The following is a 21,275-nucleotide window of genomic DNA, read 5'->3' on the forward strand; positions in this document are numbered from 1 at the left end:
GACGTTGCGAAGGTTGTGCGTGCGGCGATCAGCCATGATCAGTCAAGCCTACGGTGGCAGGCCGAGTGCCGCCCCGGTCACGTGGCTAACGACCCGGCGTGCCGAACCGGCAGCAGGCACGGCACCCGAGTCGCACCGTGTTCAGCCGCGACACCTGGACCCTGAGCGGGAACTTTCCACTCCTGTCCAGCGACTATCCGGTCGGATCCCCGAAGCGGCCGCTACGGTGACACGCGGCCCGGGACAGGGCGACGCGTCCGGGAGAGGATCGGCGATGTCAGCGGCAGGCAAGCGGACGGCGACCGTCACCGCCATGGTGATCACGGCGGTGCTGGCGGCACCCGGCGCCGCCTGGGCGCACGGGGTGGGCGGGTCCAGCGACACCGTCGGTGGGTTCGTGTGGCTGGGCACGAAACACATGCTCGCCGGCTGGGACCATCTGCTGTTCGTCGGCGGGATCCTGCTGCTCGCCGGCGGGATGCGCCGGGCCGCGAAACTGATCTCGCTGTTCGCCCTCGGACACAGCGCCACCCTGTTCACCGCCACCGTCGCGGACTGGCACGTCAACCCGGTCCTGGTGGACGTCGTGGTGGCCTTGAGCCTGGTCTTCGTCGGCGTCGTCGGCCTGCGCGGCCGGCCGAAGGACTGGACGTGGTTCGCCGCCGCCGTACTCGCCTTCGGCCTCGTCCATGGCCTGGGCCTGGCCACCCGGCTGCAGGAGGTCGGCCCGCCCGCCGGCGGGGAGATCCCCCGGGTACTGGCGTTCAACGTCGGCGTGGAGATCGGCCAACTCATCGCCGTTGTCGCGATGTTCATGCTCGGTGACGTGCTGCGCCACTACATCCCCAGGCTGCGCGACGTACGGCTGTCCCACGCAGCGCTCGTCGCCGCCGGCACGGTGGCCGCGGCGGTGCTGGCGATCAGCTCCGGTGGTGAGGTGCTGCGCCCGGTCCAGGCGCAGGCCGGCGCAGGCGGCTCGTGTGAGGTCCGTGACCGCACCGAAGCGTTCCCGGCCGGCGGGGGTCATCCGGCCAAGGACTTCTTCGAGCCGGGCGAGGCGGTGCCGGCGACGTCGTTCGGGCACGTGATCGGCGACGGGTACGTCATCGTCACCTACCGGCCCGACCTGCCCGCCGAGCAGGTGTCCCAGCTGCGCGGCTTCGTCACCGACCCGGCCGCCGGGCGGGTCGTCGGCGGCTCCGCCGCCGAGCAGGGCGAGGTGGTCAAGGCCGTGCACGCCTACCGCACCCTCACCTGCGACACCGTCGACCCCGACGCCCTGGCCCAGTTCACGCGCGACTGGTTCGACGACCCCCGCTCCCGACCCATCGAGTGACCTCCCCCGCCGGCGCCGGACCCTGCGCCGGTCAGCTGCGCCCGTCAGTCATGGCCGGGCTCACCGGTGACCCGGTGGGCGGCGGCGTGTCGGACTTCGGTAACCAGCCGGCGGACGTGTCCGCCGCGGGCGGTGTAGAGGGCGCGGCGGCCGTCGCGGCGCACCGTGACCAATCCGGCCAGGCGCAGCTTCGCCAGGTGCTGCGACACCGCCGGCCGGGCCACCCCCACCGCCGACACCAGCGCGCTCACGTCGTGCTCCCCCTCGCCGAGCAGGCACATCAGGCGTAGCCGGGTGCCGTCGGCGAGCATGCGCAGCATGTCGGTCGCCGCCAACACCTCGCTGTCGCGGGGTAGGCGTTGTTGCAAGTCACCGGCACCTGCAACGTTGTCGCGTGCATACATGAGCACATATTATCCGGGCGGGAGACAGCGGGGAATGACCGCGCTGTGCCGCACCTCGGGGAGCCTGAGCCTGTGCAGGACGAGCAGCACGACGACAGCCACGACCACAGGGCGGGACATCGTCACGACCACGACGCCGGCCGCGGCCGCGAGCAAGGGCAGGACGTGTCGCACGGCCACCACCACAGCCATGAGCATGGCCACGGTCGGGGGCCAGGCTCGTGGTGGCACCGGTTGCGTCACGTGCTGGTTCCGCACTCGCACGATTCCCGGGCGAAGATCGACCCGGCGCTGGAGTCCTCCCGCGACGGGTTGCGGGCGCTGTGGATCTCCCTGGTCGGCCTCGGCGTCACGGCCGCCGCGCAGGCAGTCATCGTCGCCATGTCCGGGTCGGTGGCGCTGCTCGGTGACACCCTGCACAACGTCGCCGACGCGCTGACCGCCGTACCCCTGGCCATCGCCTTCCTGCTCGGCCGCCGCGCCGCGACCCGCGCCTACACCTACGGCTACGGCCGCGCAGAGGACCTCGCCGGCATCGTCATCGTCCTGGTCATCGCAGGCTCCGCCGTCGCCGCCGCCTGGACCGCCGTCGACCGGCTCCTGCACCCCGCCCAGGTCACCCACCTGCCCTGGGTACTCGCCGCCGGGATCGTCGGATTTGTCGGCAACGAACTCGTCGCCCAGTATCGCGTCCGCGTGGGTCGGCGGATCGGCTCGGCCGCGCTGGTCGCCGACGGGCTGCACGCCCGCACCGACGGCTACACCTCCCTCGCCGTCGTCGCCGCCGCCCTCGGGGCCTGGGCCGGCTGGGACTGGGCCGACCCGGTCGTGGGCCTGGCCATCGCGGTGGCGATCACGTTTGTGCTCAAGGACGCCGCGCGGGAGGTGTACCGGAGGCTGATGGACGCGGTCGACCCCGCGATCGTCGACCAAGCCGAGGACACCCTGCGTGCCGTGGACGGTGTCCGCGACGTCACCGCCGTACGACTGCGGTGGATCGGCCACCGCCTCCACGCCGAAGCCGACCTCGTCGTCGACACCCACCTCAGCCTCGTCGCCGCACACGCCATCACCGCCGACGCCGAACACCAACTCACCCACGCCGTACCCCGGCTCACCACCGCCACCGTGCACACCGACCCCGACTGCCACCCCGGCGCCCACCACCACCCCGTCCTGTCCCACCACCGCCGCGCCATCACCCCACCACCGGGGAGCTGACCTCCGCGACCAGCCGACACGGACAAGGGGCACGCCGGTGAGCTGGTCACCTCACTTGTGCACTGGCGCAACAAACCTGGATCCCACGTGCGCGTGCAGAGGCGTGGTGGGCAGCTCCGTGACGAGCGGCTGATCGGCGGCCGATCCAGCTTCCCCGGCTCGGGCCGCCCGACACCCACAGCCTCAACGCCGCAGCCGCCACCGGCCACGTCGCCGCGACCCATGGCCGAGCGATCACGGGTGGCCAGCGTGACCAGCCCGAAGACGCAGCCGCCGCACGAGAGCATCGTCAACCGTGGCGTGCGCGGCAACGGCCGCCCATCCTGCCTCTCAAGGACTCGGAAAGGGTGGCTCGCATGACATCGGCAGGCACGATCTTCAAGCGGTGCGGATGCCGCGACCCGTACGGACGACGGCTGGAGAAGGCCTGTCCCCGGCTTCGCGAGCGGAACCATGGCACCTGGTACTTCCACTGCTCCGCCCGCAACGTGCTCGGCCGCTTCGAGCGGATCCGCCGCGGCGGCTACCCGTCCCAGACCGCCGCCCGCCAGGCCCGTCAGGAGTGGTTGAGCACCACCGAAGCCGACCGCACCGCGCAGGGCTGGACCGTCGAACGGTGGCTGCGACACTGGCTCGATACCCGCACGAAGATCCGACCCACCACCCGTTTCCACTACACCCGCGACGTCGAGAAGATCCTCATCCCCTACCTGGGTCGCTACCGGCTGACGGATCTCGACACCCGCCTCCTGCGCACCCTCTTCGCCCAGATCGCCACCACCATTAACAGCAAGGGCCGCCCGCAGTCGGCCTCGGCGATGCAGCACCTGCGCACCACCCTGCGCGCCGCCCTCAGCCTCGCCGTCAGAGAAGGGCTCCTCGACTGCAACCCGGCCAGGCACATCGAGATCAGTGGCTACCAGCAGCCCCACGCCAAGGTGTGGACCGACGCCCGCGTCGAGCGCTGGGAACAGGACGGCGAGCGGCCACCGGTGGCCGTATGGACCGCCAAGCATCTCGCCACGTTCCTCGGCGCCGTGACCGACGACTCCCTGTACGCTTTCTGGTGGCTGACCGCCCTGCGCGGCCTGCGCCGCGGTGAGATGTGCGGGCTTCGCTGGGCCGACATCGACCTGGACCGCGGCGTGCTCACCGTCGAACGCAACCGGACCACCGCCGGCTACCAGATTGTCGAAGGCGATCCGAAGACGCCGGCCGGCCGTCGCGCGGTCGCCCTGGACAAGCGCACCGTGCAGGTGCTGCGCGCGCACCGCCGCTGGCAGCTCGACCAGCGCGCCCAAGCCGCCGAAGACGGCAAGCCGTGGACCGACACCGGGTACGTGTTCGCGCGCGCCGACGGGCTGCCGATCAACCCGAACTACGCCACCACCCGGTTCCGGAAACTCGTCCAACGCACCGGACTTCCGCCAGTCCGGTTGCACGACCTGCGCCACGGCGCCGCGTCCCTCGCGCACGAAGCCGGCGCCGACCTGAAGACCCTGCAGGACCTGCTCGGGCACTCCAGCATCGTCACCACCGCCGACACCTACACCAGCGTCCTACCCGAAGTGCAACGGCGCTGCGCCGACGCCACCGCCCACCTCGTCCTCGCCGCCGCCCGCCGCACCCGCAAAAAGATCAAGAACAAAGCCCGGAAGAACCGACCCAACCCCCGGCCGAAAACAGGTGCCCCCACCCCGACGGCTCCCGCAGCCGCGGCGAAGACGCAGGTCAGCCGGCCGAGCCGCAGCACACAGCCCGCGCAGGCGCCGACACCCACATCGCACCCACGTGACACCCACCGTCCACACCAGGCGGACAACAGAAAAGGCCCGAACCGCGATCCCGCAGCCCGGACCCCTTTCGACCTTGCGCGCCCGAAGGGACTCGAACCCCTAACCTTCTGATCCGTAGTCAGATGCTCTATCCGTTGAGCTACGGGCGCTGGTGCTCAGCCAGCCTACACGACCGACTTTCGCGCGGAGACTCCGGGATTCGAACCCGGGAGGGGCTTTAAGACCCCAACCGCATTAGCAGTGCGGCGCCATAGACCAGACTAGGCGAAGTCTCCCCGGCGACCCCTGGAGGCCACCGGGCCCGAGGATACAGGGCCCCAGCCGTCGGGAGCAAAGCGACTTCCCCCGCGCGCCCCGACCAGGGCTCCGGGTCCGGCCCGATTCCCCGCTGTGCGGGAACGTGATCAAGACTACGCTCCATCGATATGCACGAGCAGCCGTCGAGCGAGCCGACCCGTCGAGAGCCTGCTGCCGAGAAGCGGAGGCGCTCCCCGAGGGCCACGTTCACCCCGCCTCCCGCTCCGGTGGAGCCCGCTCCGGCTGCCGACGCCGGACAACGGCGGCCACAGCGGGCAAAGCCGGCGCCGACCGTGCTCTTCCAGCCTCCCGCGCCGCAGCCGCCGGCACCCCGACAGCCCGACCCGGCACCGCAGGCCCAGTCCGTGACCCGACAGCCCGGCCCTGGACCGCAGGCCCAGGCCGTGCGGCCCGACGCTGGGCCGCAGGCCGAGGCCGTGACCCGGCCGCCGGAGCCGACACCGCCGACCCGGTCCCGCCAGCCGGGTCCGGCACCGTCGGGCGAACCCACGAGCCCCGAACCGGAGCTGAGCCCGGTTGGACCGAGACGTCCCGAGGCTGGCGCGAAGCAGCCGCCGGAGGCGCCGCCAGCAGGGGAAACACCGCAGGTCAGGGTGACCGACGACACAGACGCCGCATCCGGCCGGGCGCCGGGGACGACCAACGCGCCCCGGGCGAAGCGAACGCCGGCGAAGAAGGCCACGTCCGGTCGCACCACCCGGACCGAAGCCGAGCCCGCAGTCGGCGTCGACGCCCCCGCCGCCGACGCGCCGACCGCCACCCGCGCCAAGTCGGCCACCAAACGGACCACGAAAGCCGCCCCGAAGGACGCTCCCGCACGCGCCCGCAGGACCACCCGGACGGCACCGAAGCCGGCCATTGAGCAGGAGGGCCCCGCCACGGTGACCCCTCCCACGGCCACTCCCGCACCCGACGCGGACGCCCCCGCACGCCCCCCGGCGGCGACCACCGCACCCCAGCAGGACACCCCGGCAGACCCCCCGGCGGCGGCCACCGACCCCGACGCGGGAACCCCCGCAGACCCTCCCGCGGCAGCCACCCCACCGCACCAGGACACCCCGGCAGGCCCTCCCACGGCAGCCACCGCGCCTTCCGCGACGACGGCCGAGGATGACTACGCGGCGCCCTCTCCGCACGCCAGGACGCCCGCAGACGCCGCTGCGGCCCCGACCACGCCGCAGCCGGACAACCCGGCCCACCGGCCGGTCCTGACGCGTACGCCCGAGGTGGTCGCCCGGCGGGTGCTCGACCATCCGGGGTACGCGCCGGAGCTGCTCGCCCTGGCCGCCGTGCAGGGCGTCGGGCCGCGAGCGCGTGACTGGGCCGAGCGGCTGCGGTCGGCGTACCCGAAGGCGACGGGTGACGGCCTGGCCCGGCTCGCCACCCGGCGGTACGTCCGGCAGGCCGGGGCGGGTGGCGGGGTTGCCGCGCTGGCCGGCGTGTTCGCGCCGGTGGCGGAGTTGGGCGCGGTGCTGTGGACGCAGGCGAGCCTGGTGCTGCACCTGGCGGCGGCGTACGACCGGGACCCGACGCACCCGGACCGGGCGGTGGAGCTGCTGGTGCTGACGCAGGTACACCCGGACGCGGACAGCGCCCGCGCGGCGCTCCAGGCGGCCCGGGCGGCGGACGGGCCGGGTGAGGCGCCTTGGCCCCGGGCGGTGGAGGCCGCCTGGCGGCTGGCGGCGCCGCTCGCGGCACAGGCGGGCGGCTGGCTGGCGCTGCGGCTGGTGTCCCGGCTGCTGCCGGGCGCGGCAGCGCTCGCGGCCGCGACCGGCGACGCCGCGGCGACTGAGCGCCTCGCGGCCCGTGCCGTCGCGGCCTACCGACCGCCGCGGACCGCCCGGGTCAACTGAGGCCGGCTTGCACCGAGCGGCCGATCAGAGCCAGTCGAACCATTCCTTCGGGAGCAGGCTGTAGCCGACGAAGGCCACGATGTCGAGCAGGGTGTGCGCCACCACCAGCGGCATCACCCGCCGGGTCCGCAGGTAGAACAGGCTGAACACGACGCCCATGACCGCGTTGCCGACGAAGGCGCCGAAGCCCTGGTAGAGGTGGTACGAGCCGCGCAGCAGCGCACTCGTCGCGATGACCGCGCCGAGCCGCCACTGGAGCTGCCGGAGCCGGGTCATCAGGTAGCCGACCACGATCACCTCCTCCAGCACGGCGTTCTGCACGGCGGCCAGGATCAGCACCGGGACCGCCCACCACAGGTCGGGCAGTGCGGCGGGCACCAGCGTGGCGTTGACGCCGAGCTGCGCCGCCGCCCAGAAGAGGGCCAGGCCGGGCAGCCCGATCAGCGCGGCCAGGCCGGCGCCCCGGGCCAGGTCCTGGCCGGGCTGCCGGGCGTCCAGGCCGAGGGTCCGCGCCGGGTCGCCGGGGTCCCGCGCCAGCAGGTGTACGGCGAGCAGCACCGGCAGCAGGGCGAACACGACACCGAGCAACTGGTACGTGAGGTCGAGGTAGGGCCGGGCGGACCGGGACGTGTTCAGTGCCGCGGTCTGCGCCGAGAGCGGGCCGTCGGCGGTGAGCTTGGCGACGATCGACACGAGCGCGTAGACGGCCGACTGGCCGAGCGACAGGCCGAGCACGAGCAGCGTCTCGGTGCCGAGGGTCCGGCGGGTCACCGGGCGGTCGAGCTCGAGGGTCACCGCACCACTGTGCCTGACCGGAGCCGCGCTCGGCAGCGCCGAGGAGATCTCGCGGGCAGCGCCGAGGAGACCTCACGAGCTGGTCGCACATTCTGTGCGACCGGTCGGCACTCTCCGTGGACATTCTGTGGATGCCCGATCCCCGTACGGAGAAGGAGCACGCTCCCGTGGACAACGTCGCGCGGCTGCTGAAGGAGAGCTGGACCCTGGTCGAGGAGCACCGGGACCGGCTGAGCGGTCACTTCTACGCCCGGCTGTTCCTGCTCGACCCCGAGCTGCGCCCGCTCTTCCCGGTGCAGATGACCGGCCAGGGCGACCGCCTGCTGGAAGCGATCATCACGGCCATCCACACCGTGGACGACCCGGAGAGCTTCGACGAGTTCCTCCGCTCGCTGGGCCGGGACCACCGCAAGTACCACGTCGACGCGACGCACTACGAGACCATGGGTGTCGCGCTGCTGGACGCGCTGCGCAGCACCGCCGGCGACGGCTGGAACCTGGAGTACGACCAGGCCTGGCGGGACGCGTACGCGGCGATCTCGGCGAAGATGCTCGCCGGCGCGGCGGCGGACGACGACCCGCCGTTCTGGCACGCCGAGGTGCTCACCCACGAGCGGTACGGGCTGGACACGGCGGTGCTGACCGTCCGCGCCCTGCAGCACCCGCTGCGGTGGAGGGCGGGCCAGTACGTCAGCGTCGAGGTGCCCCGGTACCACCCGCGGGTGTGGCGCACGTACTCGGTGGCGAACGCGCCGAACGACGACAACGTGCTGGAGTTCCACGTCCGGACGCCGCAGGGCGCGGGGTGGGTCTCGGGCGCGCTGGTCCGGCGGGTGAAGCCGGGTGAGCTGCTGCGGCTGGCGGCGCCGATGGGGTCGATGACCCTCGACCGGGCGTCCGAGCGGGACATCCTCTGCGTCGCCGGTGGTGTCGGGCTCGCCCCGGTCAAGGCCCTCGTGGAGGAGCTGGCGAGCTACAACCGGACCCGCTGGGTCCACGTCTTCTACGGCGCCCGCACCCGGGACGACCTGTACGGTCTCGCCGGCCTCCAGGATCTGGTGGCCGCCCACCCGTGGCTGTCGGTGACGCCGGCGTGCAGCGAGGACGACGACTTCGACGGCGAGCTGGGCGACATCTCCGAGGTGGTCGGCCGGTACGGGCCGTGGACGGCGCACGACTGCTACATCTCCGGTTCGGCCCCGATGGTCCGGGCCACGCTGCGCGTGCTGGCCGGGGACGACGTGCCGCCGGAGCGCACCCGGTACGACACCTTCGGCGAGCTGTAGACATTTCCTCCCCCAAGGACCGGGGCGCGTGCCTCCGCCCGCTCGGGCACGCGCCCCGGTCCCCCCGAAACGGGCGGACCGGCACCGCCCCGCACGACCACGTCCGCCCTGCCGTCCTTCCCACCTGGGCGGACGTGGTCGTGCCGCCGGGGCTGGACGCGCGGCGACGCGCGAGAGGGCGTCAGTAGCGCCAGGGCTGACCGGAGTAGCGGTACTCCTCGACGGGCACCAGCGGCACGCCGGGTGCCATCCGGTCGACGTAGAGGCGCCCCTCCAGGTGGTCGATCTCGTGGGCCACGAGCCGGGCCATTCCGTACTCGAACGAGGTGATGATCCGGCCGCCGTCGACATGGGCGTGTTCGACGTCGATCCGCAGCGGGCGGGGCACGAGGCCCCGGTGGTCGAAGAAGGAGAGGCAGCCCTCGTACTGCTCGTCGACGTCGGGCGACGCGTCGACCACACGGGGGTTGAGCAGGACGACGGGTTCGGCTCCCCGGTCCGGTGGCCGGACCACGGCGGCGGCCCGCCCGATGCCGAGCTGGGGGGCGGCGATTCCGACACCCTTGCTGAACGGGTGCAGTTCGTCGAGGCGGAGCAGCGTCCCGGCGAGCCGGTCCACGACGTTGCGGGCCACCTGCTCCTCGCGCGGCAGGTCGAACGGTTGGGTGGGCTGGCGCAGCAGGTCGGCACCGCGCTGGACGATGCCGAGGCCGCGCATGCGGTCGCTGGGCCGGACGCGGTCGGGCTCGTCCGGGTCCCCGTCGGGCCGGGCGCGGAACCGCCACTGCATCCGGTAGCGGGCGTTCAGCGGCGGGTCGTCGGTCGCCCAGTCGAAGACCACCCGGTCGCCCGCCTCGCGGCGCGCCACCGGGGTGCGGAGCGGGCCCTCCTCCGCCGAGAGCGAGGTCTCCGCGCCCCAGACCTGTGGGTCGAGCGCCGCCGGCAGGTCCAGGCGTACGGCGAGGTGCCGCGTCGGCACCCGGACGGCCCGCTGGAACCAGGGGCCCCACTTGTCCGCTCCGACGTGGTACGCGTACTCGATGGTGGCGCGGTCGCCGGGGTAGAGCGGGAAGCGCCGGTCGGCGTTCTCGAAGAGGAGCCAGATCTCCTTGAAGGCGTCCCGGTCGTGCTTGGCGCGCCAGTGCATGACCTCGCGTTCGCCCGCGTCCAGCCGGTGCGCCCGCAGTCGCAGCTCGGCGAAGGTGAGCGGGTGTTCCCGGTGGTGCCGGTTCGATCGGCCCGGGTCGGCGGGGTAGCGGTCGACGGCGACGCGCACGAGGTAGCGGGTGACCGGTTCGGTCCCCGCGTTGTACAGCCCCCGCCGGATCACGCACCGGTACACCTCGTCGAGGTAGGTGAGGGTGGCCTGTTCCCGCTCGACGATGAGGCCGGTGCCGGGCGGGAGCCACTGCCCGGGGATCGGGGACTCCCGGTGGTGGGCCTTGTCACCGCGGGCGTGCCGCAGTTCGTCGTACTCCCGGTAGCGTTGCCAGATCGCGCCGCTGGCGTCCAGGACGGCTTCCGCTCGGCGGGCGAAGTCCTCCGTGGGGCGGTGTCGCCGCCCCTCGACGTGGCTGACGTACGACGGGTCGAACCCCATCAGCGTCGCCAGCTGTTTCTTGGACAGTCCCCGCCCGGTCCGGTGACGGGCGAGTTCGGCGGCGAAGGAGTCGGCAGCCCGATCGAGCGGTGAGGTCGTCATCAGCTTCCTCGTGGCCGGGAGTATTCAGTTTCACGTTCCGTCGCCGGTCGCGTACACAACTGCCACCTTGTCGACACGTGCCTTGACGCGCGAGCGACGGGCGTCGATACTCCGGCCGTCGTTTCCCGAGCCGGACGCCGGGTAGAACCCCTGAGCGCGAGCGGGCCGGTCATCCATCCGACTGAGGTGGGCCTTCCCTTCGCCCGATCGATGTGGTTAGGCTAGCCTTAGCTCAGAGACGCGGCGCTTCGGACGGGGGACGAGTCAGGTGACAGCGGTCATGCCGGGGCGGGAGATCGCCGCCACGCTGGCTCCGGTCACCGCCGCCCTGCGTCAGATGTTCGGCACCGACGACGTGCCCGGGCTCGCCCGCGGCCTGCTGGTGGCCGACGAGTTCGGTTGGTCCCCCGCGACCGAACTGGTCGACGGCACCCGGCTGCCCGAGTTCCTGCGCGCGGCCACCGCCCGCTGGGGTGGCACCCCGCACGCCTGCGCCGCGCTCGCGTGGAAGTCGTACAGCTACTGGACGGCGCTGCCGGTGGTGCTGGGCTGGGCCTCCGCCCGGCGGGTGCCCCTGCTGACCCCGGCCGACGTGCTGATCCACTTCGAGGACCACCGGCCGCTGCTGACGATGGGCCTGCGGCGGTCGACCACGGTCGCCGTCCTGCCGGGCGACCCGCTGGCGCTGGCCGGCCTGCCCGAGGTGCGGGTCGTGGCCGGCGAGGCGGAACTGCTCCAGGCGCTCCGGGCCTCGCTGCTCGACGCCCACCTGACTCCGATGATCGCGGCGATCCAGGCCGAGGTGCGGATCGGCACCCGGACGCTGCTCGGCTCGGTGGCCTCCGGCATCGCGCACGGGATCCTCCGCGCCGCCGACAGCCTGCCGGGCTCCTCGGTCGCGACGATCGACGCCCTGCTCGGCGCGCTCGACCTGCGTGACCTGGTGGACCTGGTCCCCGGCCCGTCCGGCGAGCCGACCGTCCAGCGCCGCACCTGCTGCCTGGCGTTCACCCTCCCCAACCCCAAGATCTGCCAGGGTTGCTGCGTCCGCCAGTGAACGGCCGCCCGCCGGCCGTCAGTCGGTGAGTTCGCGCACGTCCCAGAGCCAGACACCCCCGGTGTACGTCGGCCGGACCCCGGTCAGCTCGGTCATGCCGCGGCGCAGCGCGTCGGCGTACGGGTGCGGGCCGAGCACCACCGCCCCGGCCCGCCAGTACCGCAGGTCGTCCACGGCGGCCACCCGGGCCCGCGGGGTGATCGGCGGCACGGCGCCGGTGCGCCGGATCAGGCCGAAGTAGTCGCTGGTCGGGCGGGGCGGCGCGCCGAACAGGGCCACCCGGTGTCTTCCGGGTCGGGTGTCCGGGCCGAGGAAGTAGCCCCGGGCGATCGGCATCTCCAGCCCGGTCTCGGCCGACCAGCGCAGCGGGTCGGCGTAATGGGTGTCCGGGAGCGGCAGGGTGACGATGCTGCGCCCGCCCGCCACGTAGGGGCGCCAGGCGCCGGAGGTGACGAAGGCGGGCGTGGGGTCGAGCCGCACCGCGGGCAGCGGCGTGGGCAGCAGTGGCAGAAGCGCCATCGCCAGCACGGTGCCGGTGACGAACCGGATCTGCGGTCGGGCGTCCGGGTGCCGGGCGGCGAGCGTACGAACGCGCTGGGCGCCGTAGGCCAGCAGCAGCCCGATGATCGGGGTGATCGCCAGGGACCAGCGGGTCGGCACCACCGAGTGCAGGATCGGCAGGTTCTCCAGCGCCGCCCAGGGGGCCGGGATGCCCGTACCCCGGCCGTTGAACTGGATCTCCCGGCCCAGCGAGAGCACCGCGAACAGCAGCGCCAGCACGGCCAGCCCGCGGACGACGGGGTCGCGCCGCAGCCACCAGACCAGCGCGACGACGAGCACCACCAGCGGCCAGCCGAAGAACGCGTTCTCCTCGGTGGGGTTCTTGGCCAGGCCCGTCGCGCTGCGCTGGTCCCCGGCGAGGGACTCCCGGGAGTACGCGACGAAGGACGCGAGGTCGGTGGAGTAGCCGCGGATGAGGCGGGACAGCCCCTGGTAGGCGCCGGGCCCGAAGAACTGCACGGAGAGGGGGTACGCGAGCACGACCAGCGCGACCACGGCGGCGACGCCCAGCCCGGCGACGAAGGGACGGGCCAGCCGGCGCAGCTCGGGCCGGCCGAGTGCCAGGGCGACCACGACCACGCCGAGGCCGATCGCGGTCATCAGCAGGATCTCCAGGTTGATGAAGGCCTGCCAGACGATCACCAGGGCGAGCAGTACGCCGTTGCGCAGCCAGCGTCCCGGCTCACCGAGGCGCAGGGTGCGCCAGATGATCAGCGGCACCACGAACTGCGAGACGATGTTCGGGTGGGCGTTGGCGTGCGAGACCATCGCCGGGGCGTACGCGCAGAAGGCCGCCCCGAGCCAGGCCGGTCCGCGCGAGCGGAGCAGCACCCGGGAGAGCAGGAAGTACCAGGAGGTCGCGGTGGCGGCCATGCCCAGAGTGAGGAAAAGGAGAAAAGACGTTCGCGGACCGGCGAGCAGGGTGACCGGCGTCATCGGTATAGACACGGATAATACGGACGTATTCGCCATCAAATTGACGGTGTCCGGAACGTTCATCCGGTCGGACGTGAAGGGATGGACGAACTCGGTCACGACCCGTGCGCCGTGCGCCATCATCCATTCGAACTGCGACTGGTCGGTGCGGTTGTCGCGGAGCCCTCGGTCCGGGTGGAGCCAGAGCCGGGCGGTCACCCAGAGGGCGAGTGCGACGAAGCTCAGGACCGCGAGCAGGTCCGCCCGCCGCCCGCGGAGCGGAAACGCGCCCTCGTCGGGCCCTTCCCGCTCGCCCCGGCTCCCGGTAGCGCCGAGGGGTGCGCCCGATTCCGGAGTAGTCATGACGATTCGTAGAGTAGTCAGGCGATGAGCCTGCCGTGACAGGTTTCGGGGTACTGAGTACTATGTGCCGGGTTCGCCGACCGCCGATCACGTGCCCGCCCCCCGACCACAATTCGGCCACCCCGGTGCCCCGATTTGTTCTGCCTTCGATGCGGATGATTCACTCTGTCGGTCCAGGCGCGGATCGAGTCACACCGTGAGGAATCGACGCATGGCAGATATCACCGGAGATCAGCGCGTGCAGTCCGAGGTTCTGGAGGGCCTCGCGACCGCCGTGAACCACCGTCGCTGGTTCGTCGAGCTCGCCCTGCCGTACCTCGGTGACAACCCGATCGAGATCGGCAGCGGTCTCGGTGACTACGCGCTGGAGTGGGCCGAACGGGTGCCGCGCTTCACCGCCACCGAGGCCGACCCGGACCGGCTGGTCGCGCTCAAGGAGCGGCTCGCCGCCGAGCCGTCCGTCGAGGTGCGCCAGATGCTGCTGCCCCACTCGGAGCGCGGCGACTACAGCGCGGCCGTGTCGTACAACGTGCTGGAGCACATCGACGACCATGTGGGCGCACTGCGCAGCATGCGCGACCTGGTCCGCCCGGGCGGAGCGGTGATCATCATCGTGCCGGCCTTCCAGTTCGCGATGAGCCCGGCCGACATCGCCACCGGCCACGTCCGGCGCTACACCAAGAAGACCCTGGCCGCAGCGATGACCGAGGCCGGCCTCACCGTGGAGAAGATCCACTACGCCAACGCGCTCGGCCTGATCGGCTACTTCATGGCCACCAAGGTCTTCCGGCTGATGCCGAAGGAAGGCCCGATGGTCAAGGTGTACGACACCCTGGTCCTCCCAGCGACGAAGGCGGCCGAGCAGCGCATCCGCCCCCCGTTCGGCCAGTCCGTCTTCGCAGTAGCCCGCACCCCGTCCTGACCGGGCCCGGGCTCCCTCCCCCCTCCCTCGCGATCTTGCACTTTCGGCCCCGGCTACGCGGCTTTTGACACGATTTGTCGGGGCAAGAAGTGCAAGATCGCGGGGGTCAGGCGCGGGTTACTGCTTGACCTGGTAGGTCGGGCGGATCACCGCGCGGGCCAGGGTGTGGAAGGCCAGGTTGAAGCCGACGTACGCCGGGGTGGCGTCCGGGGTCACGTCGAGGCGCTCCACGTCCAGGGCGTGCACCGCGAAGACGTACCGGTGCGGACGGTCACCCGGCGGCGGAGCGGCGCCCCCGTACCCCTGCTCGCCGTAGTCGTTGCGGACGGTGAACCCACCCGCGAGGTCGGCGTCGCTCGCCCCCCGGGGCAGCTGCGTGACGCTGGCCGGCAGGTTGACCAGCACCCAGTGCCAGAAGCCGCTGCCGGTGGGCGCGTCCGGGTCGAAGCAGGTCACCGCGAAGCCCTTGGTCTCGGCCGGGAAGTCCGACCAGGCCAGCTGCGGGGAGACGTTGTCACCACCGCCACCGGGGTGGGCGTGGGCCGCGTCCATCGGCTCGCCGTTCTGCACGTCCTCGCTGGTGAGCGTGAACGACGGAACGGTCGGCAGCAGCTCGTACGGGTCCGGGGCGATCGGACGTTCCAGGGTCATCGGGACGGATCCTTCCGGTGAGCGCGATATCTCCTGCGCACCTTCATACCCCGACCGCGCCTCCGAGCGAACCGGAAGCGCCCGCTGGACCCGGTGCGGAGGGTGTGGGATTCGAACCCACGAGGACGTTGCCGCCCTACCGGTTTTCAAGACCAGCGCCATCGGCCACTAGGCGAACCCTCCCGGCCCGCGCACCCCGTGGGGTACGCGACCGTGCCTAGTCTGCCACGGCGGCCGGCCGAGCGAACGCGCACGCCCACCCCCGACCGGCGTCCACAGTGGGGCGCGCCGCTTCGCCGGGGATGCGCCGCCGGCCGCCGAGCCGGTGCGGTAGACAGGGACCATGCGCGCGATCACGATCCCGGAGCCCGGTGGACCCGACGCCCTGGTGTGGGCCGAGGTGCCCGACCCGGAGCCCGGCCGGGGCGAGGTGATCGTCGACGTGCGCGCCAGCGCGGTGAACCGAGCGGACCTGCTGCAACGGCAGGGGCTCTACCCGCCGCCGCCGGGCGCGCCCGCGTACCCCGGTCTGGAGTGCTCCGGGGTGGTCAGCGCGACCGGCCCCGACGTGACCGGGTGGGTGGTCGGCCAGGAGGTGTGCGCGCTGCTGGCCGGCGGCGGGTACGCGGAGCGCGTGGCCGTGCCCGCCGGGCAGCTGCTGCCGGTGCCGGGCGGCGTCGGCCTGGTCGACGTGGCGGCCCTGCCCGAGGTGGCGTGCACGGTCTGGTCGAACGTGGTCCAGCTGGCCGGGCTGACGAAGGGGGAGACGCTGCTGGTGCACGGCGGCGGCAGCGGGATCGGCACCTTCGCCATCCAGCTCGGCTCGGCGCTCGGCGCGACGGTGGTGGCGACCGCCCGGGCGGCGAAGCACGGCCCCCTGCGGGAGCTGGGTGCCGCGCACACGATCGACTACCGCGAGCAGGACTTCGTCGAGGAGGTCCGGCGCGTCACCGACGGCCGGGGCGCGGACGTCGTCCTCGACATCATGGGCGCCTCCTACCTGGGACGGAACGTCGCCGCACTGGCGACCGGAGGCCGGCTCGTGGTGATCGGCATGCAGGGCGGCCGCAAGGGCGAGCTGGACCTCGGCACGCTGCTGGCGAAGCGGGGGACGGTGGCCGCGACGGCGCTGCGCTCGCGGCCGATCGAGGAGAAGGCGGAGATCGTCCGGGGCGTACGCGAGCAGGTGTGGCCGCTGGTCGAAGAGGGGAAGATCCGTCCGGTGGTGGACCGCCGGCTGCCCATGGCGGACGCCGCCGCGGCGCACCGCCTGATCGAGTCGAACGAGCACGTCGGCAAGGTGCTGCTGACCGTCCCCTAGCGCGGGAGCACCAGCCGCGCGCCGGACCCCTCACCGGCCAGCGTGTCGCCGGGGTTGTAGAGGGCGCAGCGCCGCAACGACAGGCAGCCGCAGCCGATGCAGCCGTCGAGGTCGTCGCGCAGCTTGGTCAGGAGCCGGATCCGCTCGTCGAGCCGGTCCCGCCAGACGCGGGAGAGCCGGGTCCAGTCCTCCGGGGTGGGGGTCCGCGCGGCGGGCAGCGAGTCGAGCGCCTCGCGGATATCGTCGAGCGAGATGCCGACCTGCTGCGAGATCCGGATGAAGGCCACCCGCCGCAGCTCGATCCGCGCGTACCGGCGCTGGTTGCCGCCGGTGCGCTCGGCCCGGATCAGGCCGAGCCGCTCGTAGTAACGCAGCGCGGACGGCGCCACTCCGCTGCGCTCGGAGAGCTGGCCGATGGTCAGTGACTCCTGCATCACGTCGCCTTGAGTTGAAGTTAACTTGAACTTGCAGGCTATCCGCATGACCAGACTCGCCACCACCACGAGGCTCGTCGAGGCCGCCGCGCCACTCGACGGCCGGAACGCCGCCGCACCCCCCCGACGGCCGGAACCCCACCGCGCCACTCGACGGGCGGCACGCCGTCGCGCCGCTGCTCGACCGGGTCCGCGCGGGCCGGGAGTTCGGCGCGAACGTGTACTCCACCCTCGACGTGCTCTGGGTGCTCTACGACCGGATCCTGCGGGTCAGCCCGGCGACCGTCGACGACCCGGACCGGGACCGCTTCCTGCTCTCCAAGGGGCACGCGGTCGCCGGCTACTACGCGGTGCTCGCCGCGAAGGGCTTCATCCCCGTCGACTGGCTCGACGACCAGGGCGGCCCGGCGAGCCGGCTCGGTGACCACCCGGACCGGCTGCTCGTGCCGGGGGTGGAGATCGGCTCCGGCTCGCTCGGCCACGGCCTCGGCCTCGGCGTGGGCACCGCGCTCGGGCTGCGGGCCCAGGGTCTGCTGGACCCCCGCGCGTACGTGCTGGTCGGCGACGCCGAGCTGGACGAGGGCTCCAACCACGAGGCGATCGCGTACGCGGGGGCGACCGGGCTGGCCAACCTCACCGCGATCGTCGTCGACAACTCCTCCGCCACGCACGGCTGGCCCGGCGGCGCGGCAGCCCGGTTCACGGTCAACGGCTGGACCGCGGCGACCGTCGACGGGCACGACCACGACGCCCTGCACACCGCCCTGACCGGGCAGGACAACCACCGGCCGCACGTCGTCGTCGCGGCCGTCGACACCGGGGAGTGACCGTGCGCGACAGCTTCATCGACACCACCACCGCGCTGCTGGCGGAGGATCCGCGTACGGCGCTGGTGCTCGCCGACATCTCGGCCGCCCAGTTCGCCCCCGCCGCCGCCCGTCATCCGGACCGGGTGGTCAACGTGGGCATCCGGGAACAGTTGATGGTCGGCGTGGCCGGCGGGCTGGCCCTGACCGGGCTGCGGCCGGTCGTGCACAGCTACGCGCCGTTCCTGGTCGAGCGGGCGTACGAGCAGCTCAAGCTCGACCTGGACCACCAGGGCGTGAGCGCCGTGCTGGTCAGCGTCGGCGCCTCGTACGACCGGGCGGCCGCCGGGCGCACCCACCTCTCGCCGGCCGACGTCGCGCTGATCGACACCCTCCAGGACTGGACCGTGCACGTCCCCGGGCACCCGGGCGAGGTGCCCGCGCTGCTGCGCGCGACGGTGGCCGCGGACACGTCGGCGTACGTGCGGCTGTCGGTCCTGCACAACGACCGGCCGTACGGGGGTGACGGCTCGCTCCGGGTGGTCCGGGACGCGGGGCCGGGGGCGCCGCTGCTGGTGGCGGTCGGGCCGGTCCTGGACGCCGCGCTGGCGGCGACGGCCGACCTGCCGGTCACGGTGGCGTACACGCACCGGCCGCGGCCGTTCGACGTCGCCGGGCTGCGGGCACTCGCCGGCACCGACGTGATCCTGGTGGAGCCCTACCTCGCCGGGACGTCGAGTCGGGTGGTCACAACCGCGCTGGCGGACCGCCCGCACCGGCTGCTGGCGCTCGGCGTCGGCCGGCAGGACCTCCGGCGGTACGGGTCCGCCGAGGACCACACCCGCTGGCACGGGCTGGACGCGGCAGGGCTGCGCCGGTCGGTGGCCGACTTCCTGGCGCCGGCGTTGGTCCGGGCCTAGCGGGAGCGGGGGCGGCGGCGGGCGCGCTCACGGCCGAGGATCCAGAGCGCCTCGACGCCGTCCTTCCAGGTGATCTTCTTGCCCTCTTCGCGGTTCCGCGCGCGGTAGCTGATCGGGACCTCGTACGGGCGGATGCGGCGGCGCAGCAGCTTGCCGGTCACCTCGGCCTCCATGCCGAAGCCCCGGGAGCGGATCTCGAGCGAGCGGTACAGCTCGACCGGCATGAGCTTGAAGCAGGTCTCCAGGTCGCCGATGTAGGAGTTGAACAGCACGTTCGCCGCCATCGTGACGCCCTTGTTGCCCATCACGTACCAGAAGCTGTAGGCGCTGTGGCTGCCGAACGTGCGGTTGCCGTAGACGACGGTGGCGCGCCCGTCGAGGACCGGCGCGAGCAGCTTGGGGATGTCCTGCGGGTCGTACTCGAGATCGGCGTCGAGGATGACCATGTACTCACCCTCGGCGTTGTCGACCGCCGTCCGGATCGCCGCGCCCTTGCCGGCGTTGCGCGGGTGGGTGATGACGCGCAGGCGCGCGTCGTCGGCGCGGCCCAGGATCTCCCCGGTGCCGTCCCGGCTGCCGTCGTCCACCACCACGAGCTCGATCTCGCACGGGTAGTCGACCGCCAGAGCCTGCTTCAGGGCGTCCGCGATGCGTTCTTCCTCGTTGTAGACCGGCATGAGGATCGAGAGCTTCACGGAATTCTCCCCGGTAACGGACAATACGCCGCCACAGCCTACCCTGCCGGCCAGCTCCGCCCGACGCTCGGCCACCGTCCGACCGGCTCGTTCCCGCCGGTGAACGGCCGGTCCTGCCCTCTCGACGCCCCGATCCGCGTCGGCGATGCGCCCGGATCGTCCGGTTCGGCAGCCGACGCGCAACCATTCTGAGATGCATTCACATGCCTGCATCACACGCGTTACCGTCCGGTAACCCGATCGACGTCCGACGATCGGACCGAAAGGAGTGCGTCGATGCGTGGAAACCCCAGGCGCGAACGGACGACCCGACGGAGAACCCTCACCGCCGCGATCGTCACCGCGCTCGTTCTCCCGCTGCTCGGCCTGCCGGCCACCCCCGCCGTCGCGGCCGACCGTCCGACCGTCCAACCACTCCCCGCCAACCTCGAGGCGATCCGCGCCGCCGAGGCCACCGCGCTCTACGGGGCGCCCGACATCCGCCCCCTGGAGCAGCGCCGCACCTCGCTCGTCACCATGGGCGACAGCGAGATCTCCGGCGAGGGGGTCGGCAACTACGTCCCCGGCACGCACCAGCCCGGCAACTGGTGCGACCGGTCGTACGACCAGGCGGTGTTCCGCACCGGCATCGCCGCCGACGCGAAGTACAACATCGCCTGCTCCGGGGCGACCCCGTGGAACCTGATCGCCGGCGGCCCGACCCAGCACAACGAGCTGAACCAGGGCGACTACCTCGGCATCAAGGCCCGCAACACCCACGTCAAGCTGATCTGGGTCGTGGTCGGCGCCAACGGCGACGGCACCATCCAGTTCGGTCCGGTCGCCACCGACTGCGCCGTACGCCGGGTGTTCTTCCAGGGTCCGTGCTGGCCGACCTACACCGACCAGTGGACGATCCGCACCGACGGCAGCCGCCGCGCGGTCGAGGACGCACTCCGCGACATCCGGCAGACCATGACGAAGGCGGGCTACCTCACCTCGGACTACGAGCTGGTGCTCATGTCGTACCCGAGCCCGGGCAGCCCGGACGTCGAGGACAACCCGAACTTCCCCGGCTGGTACGCGGGCGGCTGCCTGATCTACCTCGCCGACGCGGCGTTCGCGCGGAACAAGGCGGTGCCGCTGTTCGAGACGGCGTTGCGGGCGGCGGCGGCGAACACCGGAACCCGCTACCTGGACGCGAGCCGGCTCTTCCACGGCCACGAGGTCTGCATGGACGTCACGGCGGTGCGCGGCCTCTACATCGAACTCGGCATCTGGGACGAGAACGCGGCCCGGCAGTCCTTCCACCCCAACTACCGGGGCCACGGCATGTTCGCCCAGTGCATCACGCAGTTCTACGCCTCCGGCCAGGACCGGGCGACCTGCGTCGACCCGGCCAGCACCGGCAACGGTGTGCTCTACCCCGGCCTGTTCGAGTTCCGGCAGCTCCGCAACGCCGCCACCGGCACCTGTGTCGACGGCCGGGGGTACGACTCGCGCAACAGCACCGTCCAGCAGTCGTACGGCTGCCACGGCGGTCGTAACCAGGGCTTCTGGTACGACCCGACGCGCCAGTCGCTGCACTCCGAGCTGTCGCACGACCGGTGCCTGGACGTGGCCGGCGGGTCGTTGACCGCCGGCACGGCGGTGAACATCTACGACTGCCACGGCGGCGCCAACCAGAAGTTCGTGTTCAGCGGTCGGCAGATCAAGGCCGCCGGCAACACCAACCTCTGCCTGGCGTTCGACAACCCGTGGCTCGGCACCCCGCGGCTGCGGCTGGCGACCTGCTCGACGAGCAGCCGCCAGCAGTGGTCCTTCGAGTCCCGCACCTTCGCCAACCCGGTCGGCTACGGCCACGACGACTTCATCGGGTCGCGCGTCTACTGAACAGGGTGGGAGCCCCCGGCCGACGCGACCGGGGGCTCCCCTCCGCG

General features: G+C 72.6%; 18 protein-coding genes and 3 tRNA genes. 11 read left to right on the forward strand and 10 right to left on the reverse strand.

Annotated features, from left to right (window positions below; genetic code table 11):
* Nucleotides 1-274: 274 nt before the first annotated feature.
* Entirely contained in the window at nt 275-1,336 is a 1,062-nt protein-coding gene (locus HCJ94_RS00005) for a HupE/UreJ family protein (protein WP_167998869.1), read from the forward strand.
* Nucleotides 1,337-1,380: 44 nt separating this feature from the next.
* On the opposite strand, the gene HCJ94_RS00010 is transcribed toward HCJ94_RS00005, so the two are convergent.
* Nucleotides 1,381-1,740 (reverse strand): ArsR/SmtB family transcription factor, encoded by a 360-nt coding sequence (locus tag HCJ94_RS00010; RefSeq protein ID WP_167998870.1) that lies wholly within the window; start codon nt 1,738-1,740, stop codon nt 1,381-1,383.
* A gap of 243 nt (nt 1,741-1,983) precedes the next feature.
* Here HCJ94_RS00010 and HCJ94_RS00015 point away from each other — a divergent pair, with 243 nt between their 5' ends.
* Nucleotides 1,984-2,961 (forward strand): cation diffusion facilitator family transporter, encoded by a 978-nt coding sequence (locus HCJ94_RS00015; protein ID WP_309227089.1) that lies wholly within the window; start codon nt 1,984-1,986, stop codon nt 2,959-2,961.
* Nucleotides 2,962-3,317: 356 nt separating this feature from the next.
* Nucleotides 3,318-4,868, forward strand: coding sequence for a tyrosine-type recombinase/integrase (locus HCJ94_RS30860; RefSeq protein WP_167998872.1), 1,551 nt, complete (start codon nt 3,318-3,320; stop codon nt 4,866-4,868).
* On the opposite strand, the gene HCJ94_RS00025 is transcribed toward HCJ94_RS30860, so the two are convergent.
* Together HCJ94_RS00025 and HCJ94_RS00030 are read right to left on the reverse strand one after the other, a co-directional pair.
* A tRNA-Arg gene (locus HCJ94_RS00025) sits at nt 4,834-4,906 on the reverse strand. The two genes, HCJ94_RS30860 and HCJ94_RS00025, sit on opposite strands and share 35 nt — an antisense overlap.
* A 35-nt stretch (nt 4,907-4,941) precedes the next feature.
* Nucleotides 4,942-5,032, reverse strand: a tRNA-Ser gene (locus HCJ94_RS00030).
* 636 nt (nt 5,033-5,668) lie between these two features.
* On the opposite strand from HCJ94_RS00030, the gene HCJ94_RS29790 reads away from it, so the two are divergent.
* Nucleotides 5,669-6,928, forward strand: coding sequence for a hypothetical protein (locus HCJ94_RS29790; protein ID WP_240943716.1), 1,260 nt, complete (start codon nt 5,669-5,671; stop codon nt 6,926-6,928).
* A gap of 24 nt (nt 6,929-6,952) precedes the next feature.
* On the opposite strand, the gene HCJ94_RS00040 is transcribed toward HCJ94_RS29790, so the two are convergent.
* Nucleotides 6,953-7,723, reverse strand: a complete 771-nt coding sequence (locus HCJ94_RS00040; RefSeq protein ID WP_167998873.1) for a CPBP family intramembrane glutamic endopeptidase — start codon at nt 7,721-7,723, stop codon at nt 6,953-6,955.
* A 167-nt stretch (nt 7,724-7,890) separates the two neighbouring features.
* Here HCJ94_RS00040 and HCJ94_RS00045 point away from each other — a divergent pair, with 167 nt between their 5' ends.
* Complete coding sequence (locus HCJ94_RS00045; protein WP_167999152.1) at nt 7,891-9,009, forward strand: globin domain-containing protein; 1,119 nt, start codon at nt 7,891-7,893, stop codon at nt 9,007-9,009.
* Nucleotides 9,010-9,190: 181 nt separating this feature from the next.
* Here the strand turns inward: HCJ94_RS00045 and HCJ94_RS00050 are convergent, their stop codons facing one another.
* The gene (locus HCJ94_RS00050; RefSeq protein ID WP_167998874.1) at nt 9,191-10,711 is read right to left on the reverse strand and encodes a peptide deformylase; all 1,521 of its coding nucleotides are present in this window, start codon (nt 10,709-10,711) and stop codon (nt 9,191-9,193) included.
* Between the two features lie 280 nt (nt 10,712-10,991).
* On the opposite strand from HCJ94_RS00050, the gene HCJ94_RS00055 reads away from it, so the two are divergent.
* Nucleotides 10,992-11,768, forward strand: a complete 777-nt coding sequence (locus HCJ94_RS00055) for an IucA/IucC family C-terminal-domain containing protein (RefSeq protein ID WP_167999153.1) — start codon at nt 10,992-10,994, stop codon at nt 11,766-11,768.
* An 18-nt stretch (nt 11,769-11,786) separates the two neighbouring features.
* On the opposite strand, the gene HCJ94_RS00060 is transcribed toward HCJ94_RS00055, so the two are convergent.
* Nucleotides 11,787-13,607 carry a DUF6311 domain-containing protein gene (locus HCJ94_RS00060; protein WP_240943717.1) on the reverse strand — a complete coding sequence of 607 codons (1,821 nt, stop codon included), beginning with the start codon at nt 13,605-13,607 and terminating at the stop codon, nt 11,787-11,789.
* Nucleotides 13,608-13,818: 211 nt separating this feature from the next.
* Between HCJ94_RS00060 and HCJ94_RS00065 the strand changes: the two genes are divergently transcribed.
* The gene (locus HCJ94_RS00065) at nt 13,819-14,529 is read left to right on the forward strand and encodes a class I SAM-dependent methyltransferase (protein WP_167998875.1); all 711 of its coding nucleotides are present in this window, start codon (nt 13,819-13,821) and stop codon (nt 14,527-14,529) included.
* A gap of 117 nt (nt 14,530-14,646) precedes the next feature.
* Here HCJ94_RS00065 and HCJ94_RS00070 read toward each other — a convergent pair whose 3' ends face one another.
* Nucleotides 14,647-15,180 (reverse strand): YbhB/YbcL family Raf kinase inhibitor-like protein, encoded by a 534-nt coding sequence (locus HCJ94_RS00070; protein WP_167998876.1) that lies wholly within the window; start codon nt 15,178-15,180, stop codon nt 14,647-14,649.
* Nucleotides 15,181-15,276: 96 nt separating this feature from the next.
* Nucleotides 15,277-15,363: transfer RNA gene (locus tag HCJ94_RS00075), tRNA-Ser, on the reverse strand.
* Between the two features lie 160 nt (nt 15,364-15,523).
* On the opposite strand from HCJ94_RS00075, the gene HCJ94_RS00080 reads away from it, so the two are divergent.
* A complete protein-coding gene (locus tag HCJ94_RS00080; protein ID WP_167998877.1) occupies nt 15,524-16,501 on the forward strand; it encodes an NAD(P)H-quinone oxidoreductase in 978 nt (325 codons plus the stop codon).
* On the opposite strand, the gene soxR is transcribed toward HCJ94_RS00080, so the two are convergent.
* Nucleotides 16,498-16,935 (reverse strand): redox-sensitive transcriptional activator SoxR, encoded by a 438-nt coding sequence (gene soxR, locus HCJ94_RS00085; RefSeq protein ID WP_167998878.1) that lies wholly within the window; start codon nt 16,933-16,935, stop codon nt 16,498-16,500. The two genes, HCJ94_RS00080 and soxR, sit on opposite strands and share 4 nt — an antisense overlap.
* Nucleotides 16,936-17,111: 176 nt before the next feature.
* Between soxR and HCJ94_RS00090 the strand changes: the two genes are divergently transcribed.
* Both HCJ94_RS00090 and HCJ94_RS00095 read left to right on the forward strand, forming a co-directional pair.
* On the forward strand, nt 17,112-17,762 hold the full coding sequence (locus HCJ94_RS00090) for a thiamine pyrophosphate-binding protein (protein WP_167999155.1): 651 nt from the start codon (nt 17,112-17,114) through the stop codon (nt 17,760-17,762).
* Nucleotides 17,763-17,764: 2 nt separating this feature from the next.
* Nucleotides 17,765-18,661 carry a transketolase family protein gene (locus tag HCJ94_RS00095; protein ID WP_167998879.1) on the forward strand — a complete coding sequence of 299 codons (897 nt, stop codon included), beginning with the start codon at nt 17,765-17,767 and terminating at the stop codon, nt 18,659-18,661.
* Here HCJ94_RS00095 and HCJ94_RS00100 read toward each other — a convergent pair.
* Nucleotides 18,658-19,356 (reverse strand): glycosyltransferase family 2 protein, encoded by a 699-nt coding sequence (locus tag HCJ94_RS00100; RefSeq protein ID WP_167998880.1) that lies wholly within the window; start codon nt 19,354-19,356, stop codon nt 18,658-18,660. The two genes, HCJ94_RS00095 and HCJ94_RS00100, sit on opposite strands and share 4 nt — an antisense overlap.
* A 276-nt stretch (nt 19,357-19,632) precedes the next feature.
* Between HCJ94_RS00100 and HCJ94_RS00105 the strand changes: the two genes are divergently transcribed.
* The gene (locus HCJ94_RS00105) at nt 19,633-21,228 is read left to right on the forward strand and encodes a ricin-type beta-trefoil lectin domain protein (RefSeq protein WP_167998881.1); all 1,596 of its coding nucleotides are present in this window, start codon (nt 19,633-19,635) and stop codon (nt 21,226-21,228) included.
* The last annotated feature ends 47 nt before the right edge of the window (nt 21,229-21,275 follow it).

This window comes from Micromonospora thermarum (assembly GCF_012034245.1).
Taxonomy (GTDB): domain Bacteria; phylum Actinomycetota; class Actinomycetes; order Mycobacteriales; family Micromonosporaceae; genus Micromonospora; species Micromonospora thermarum.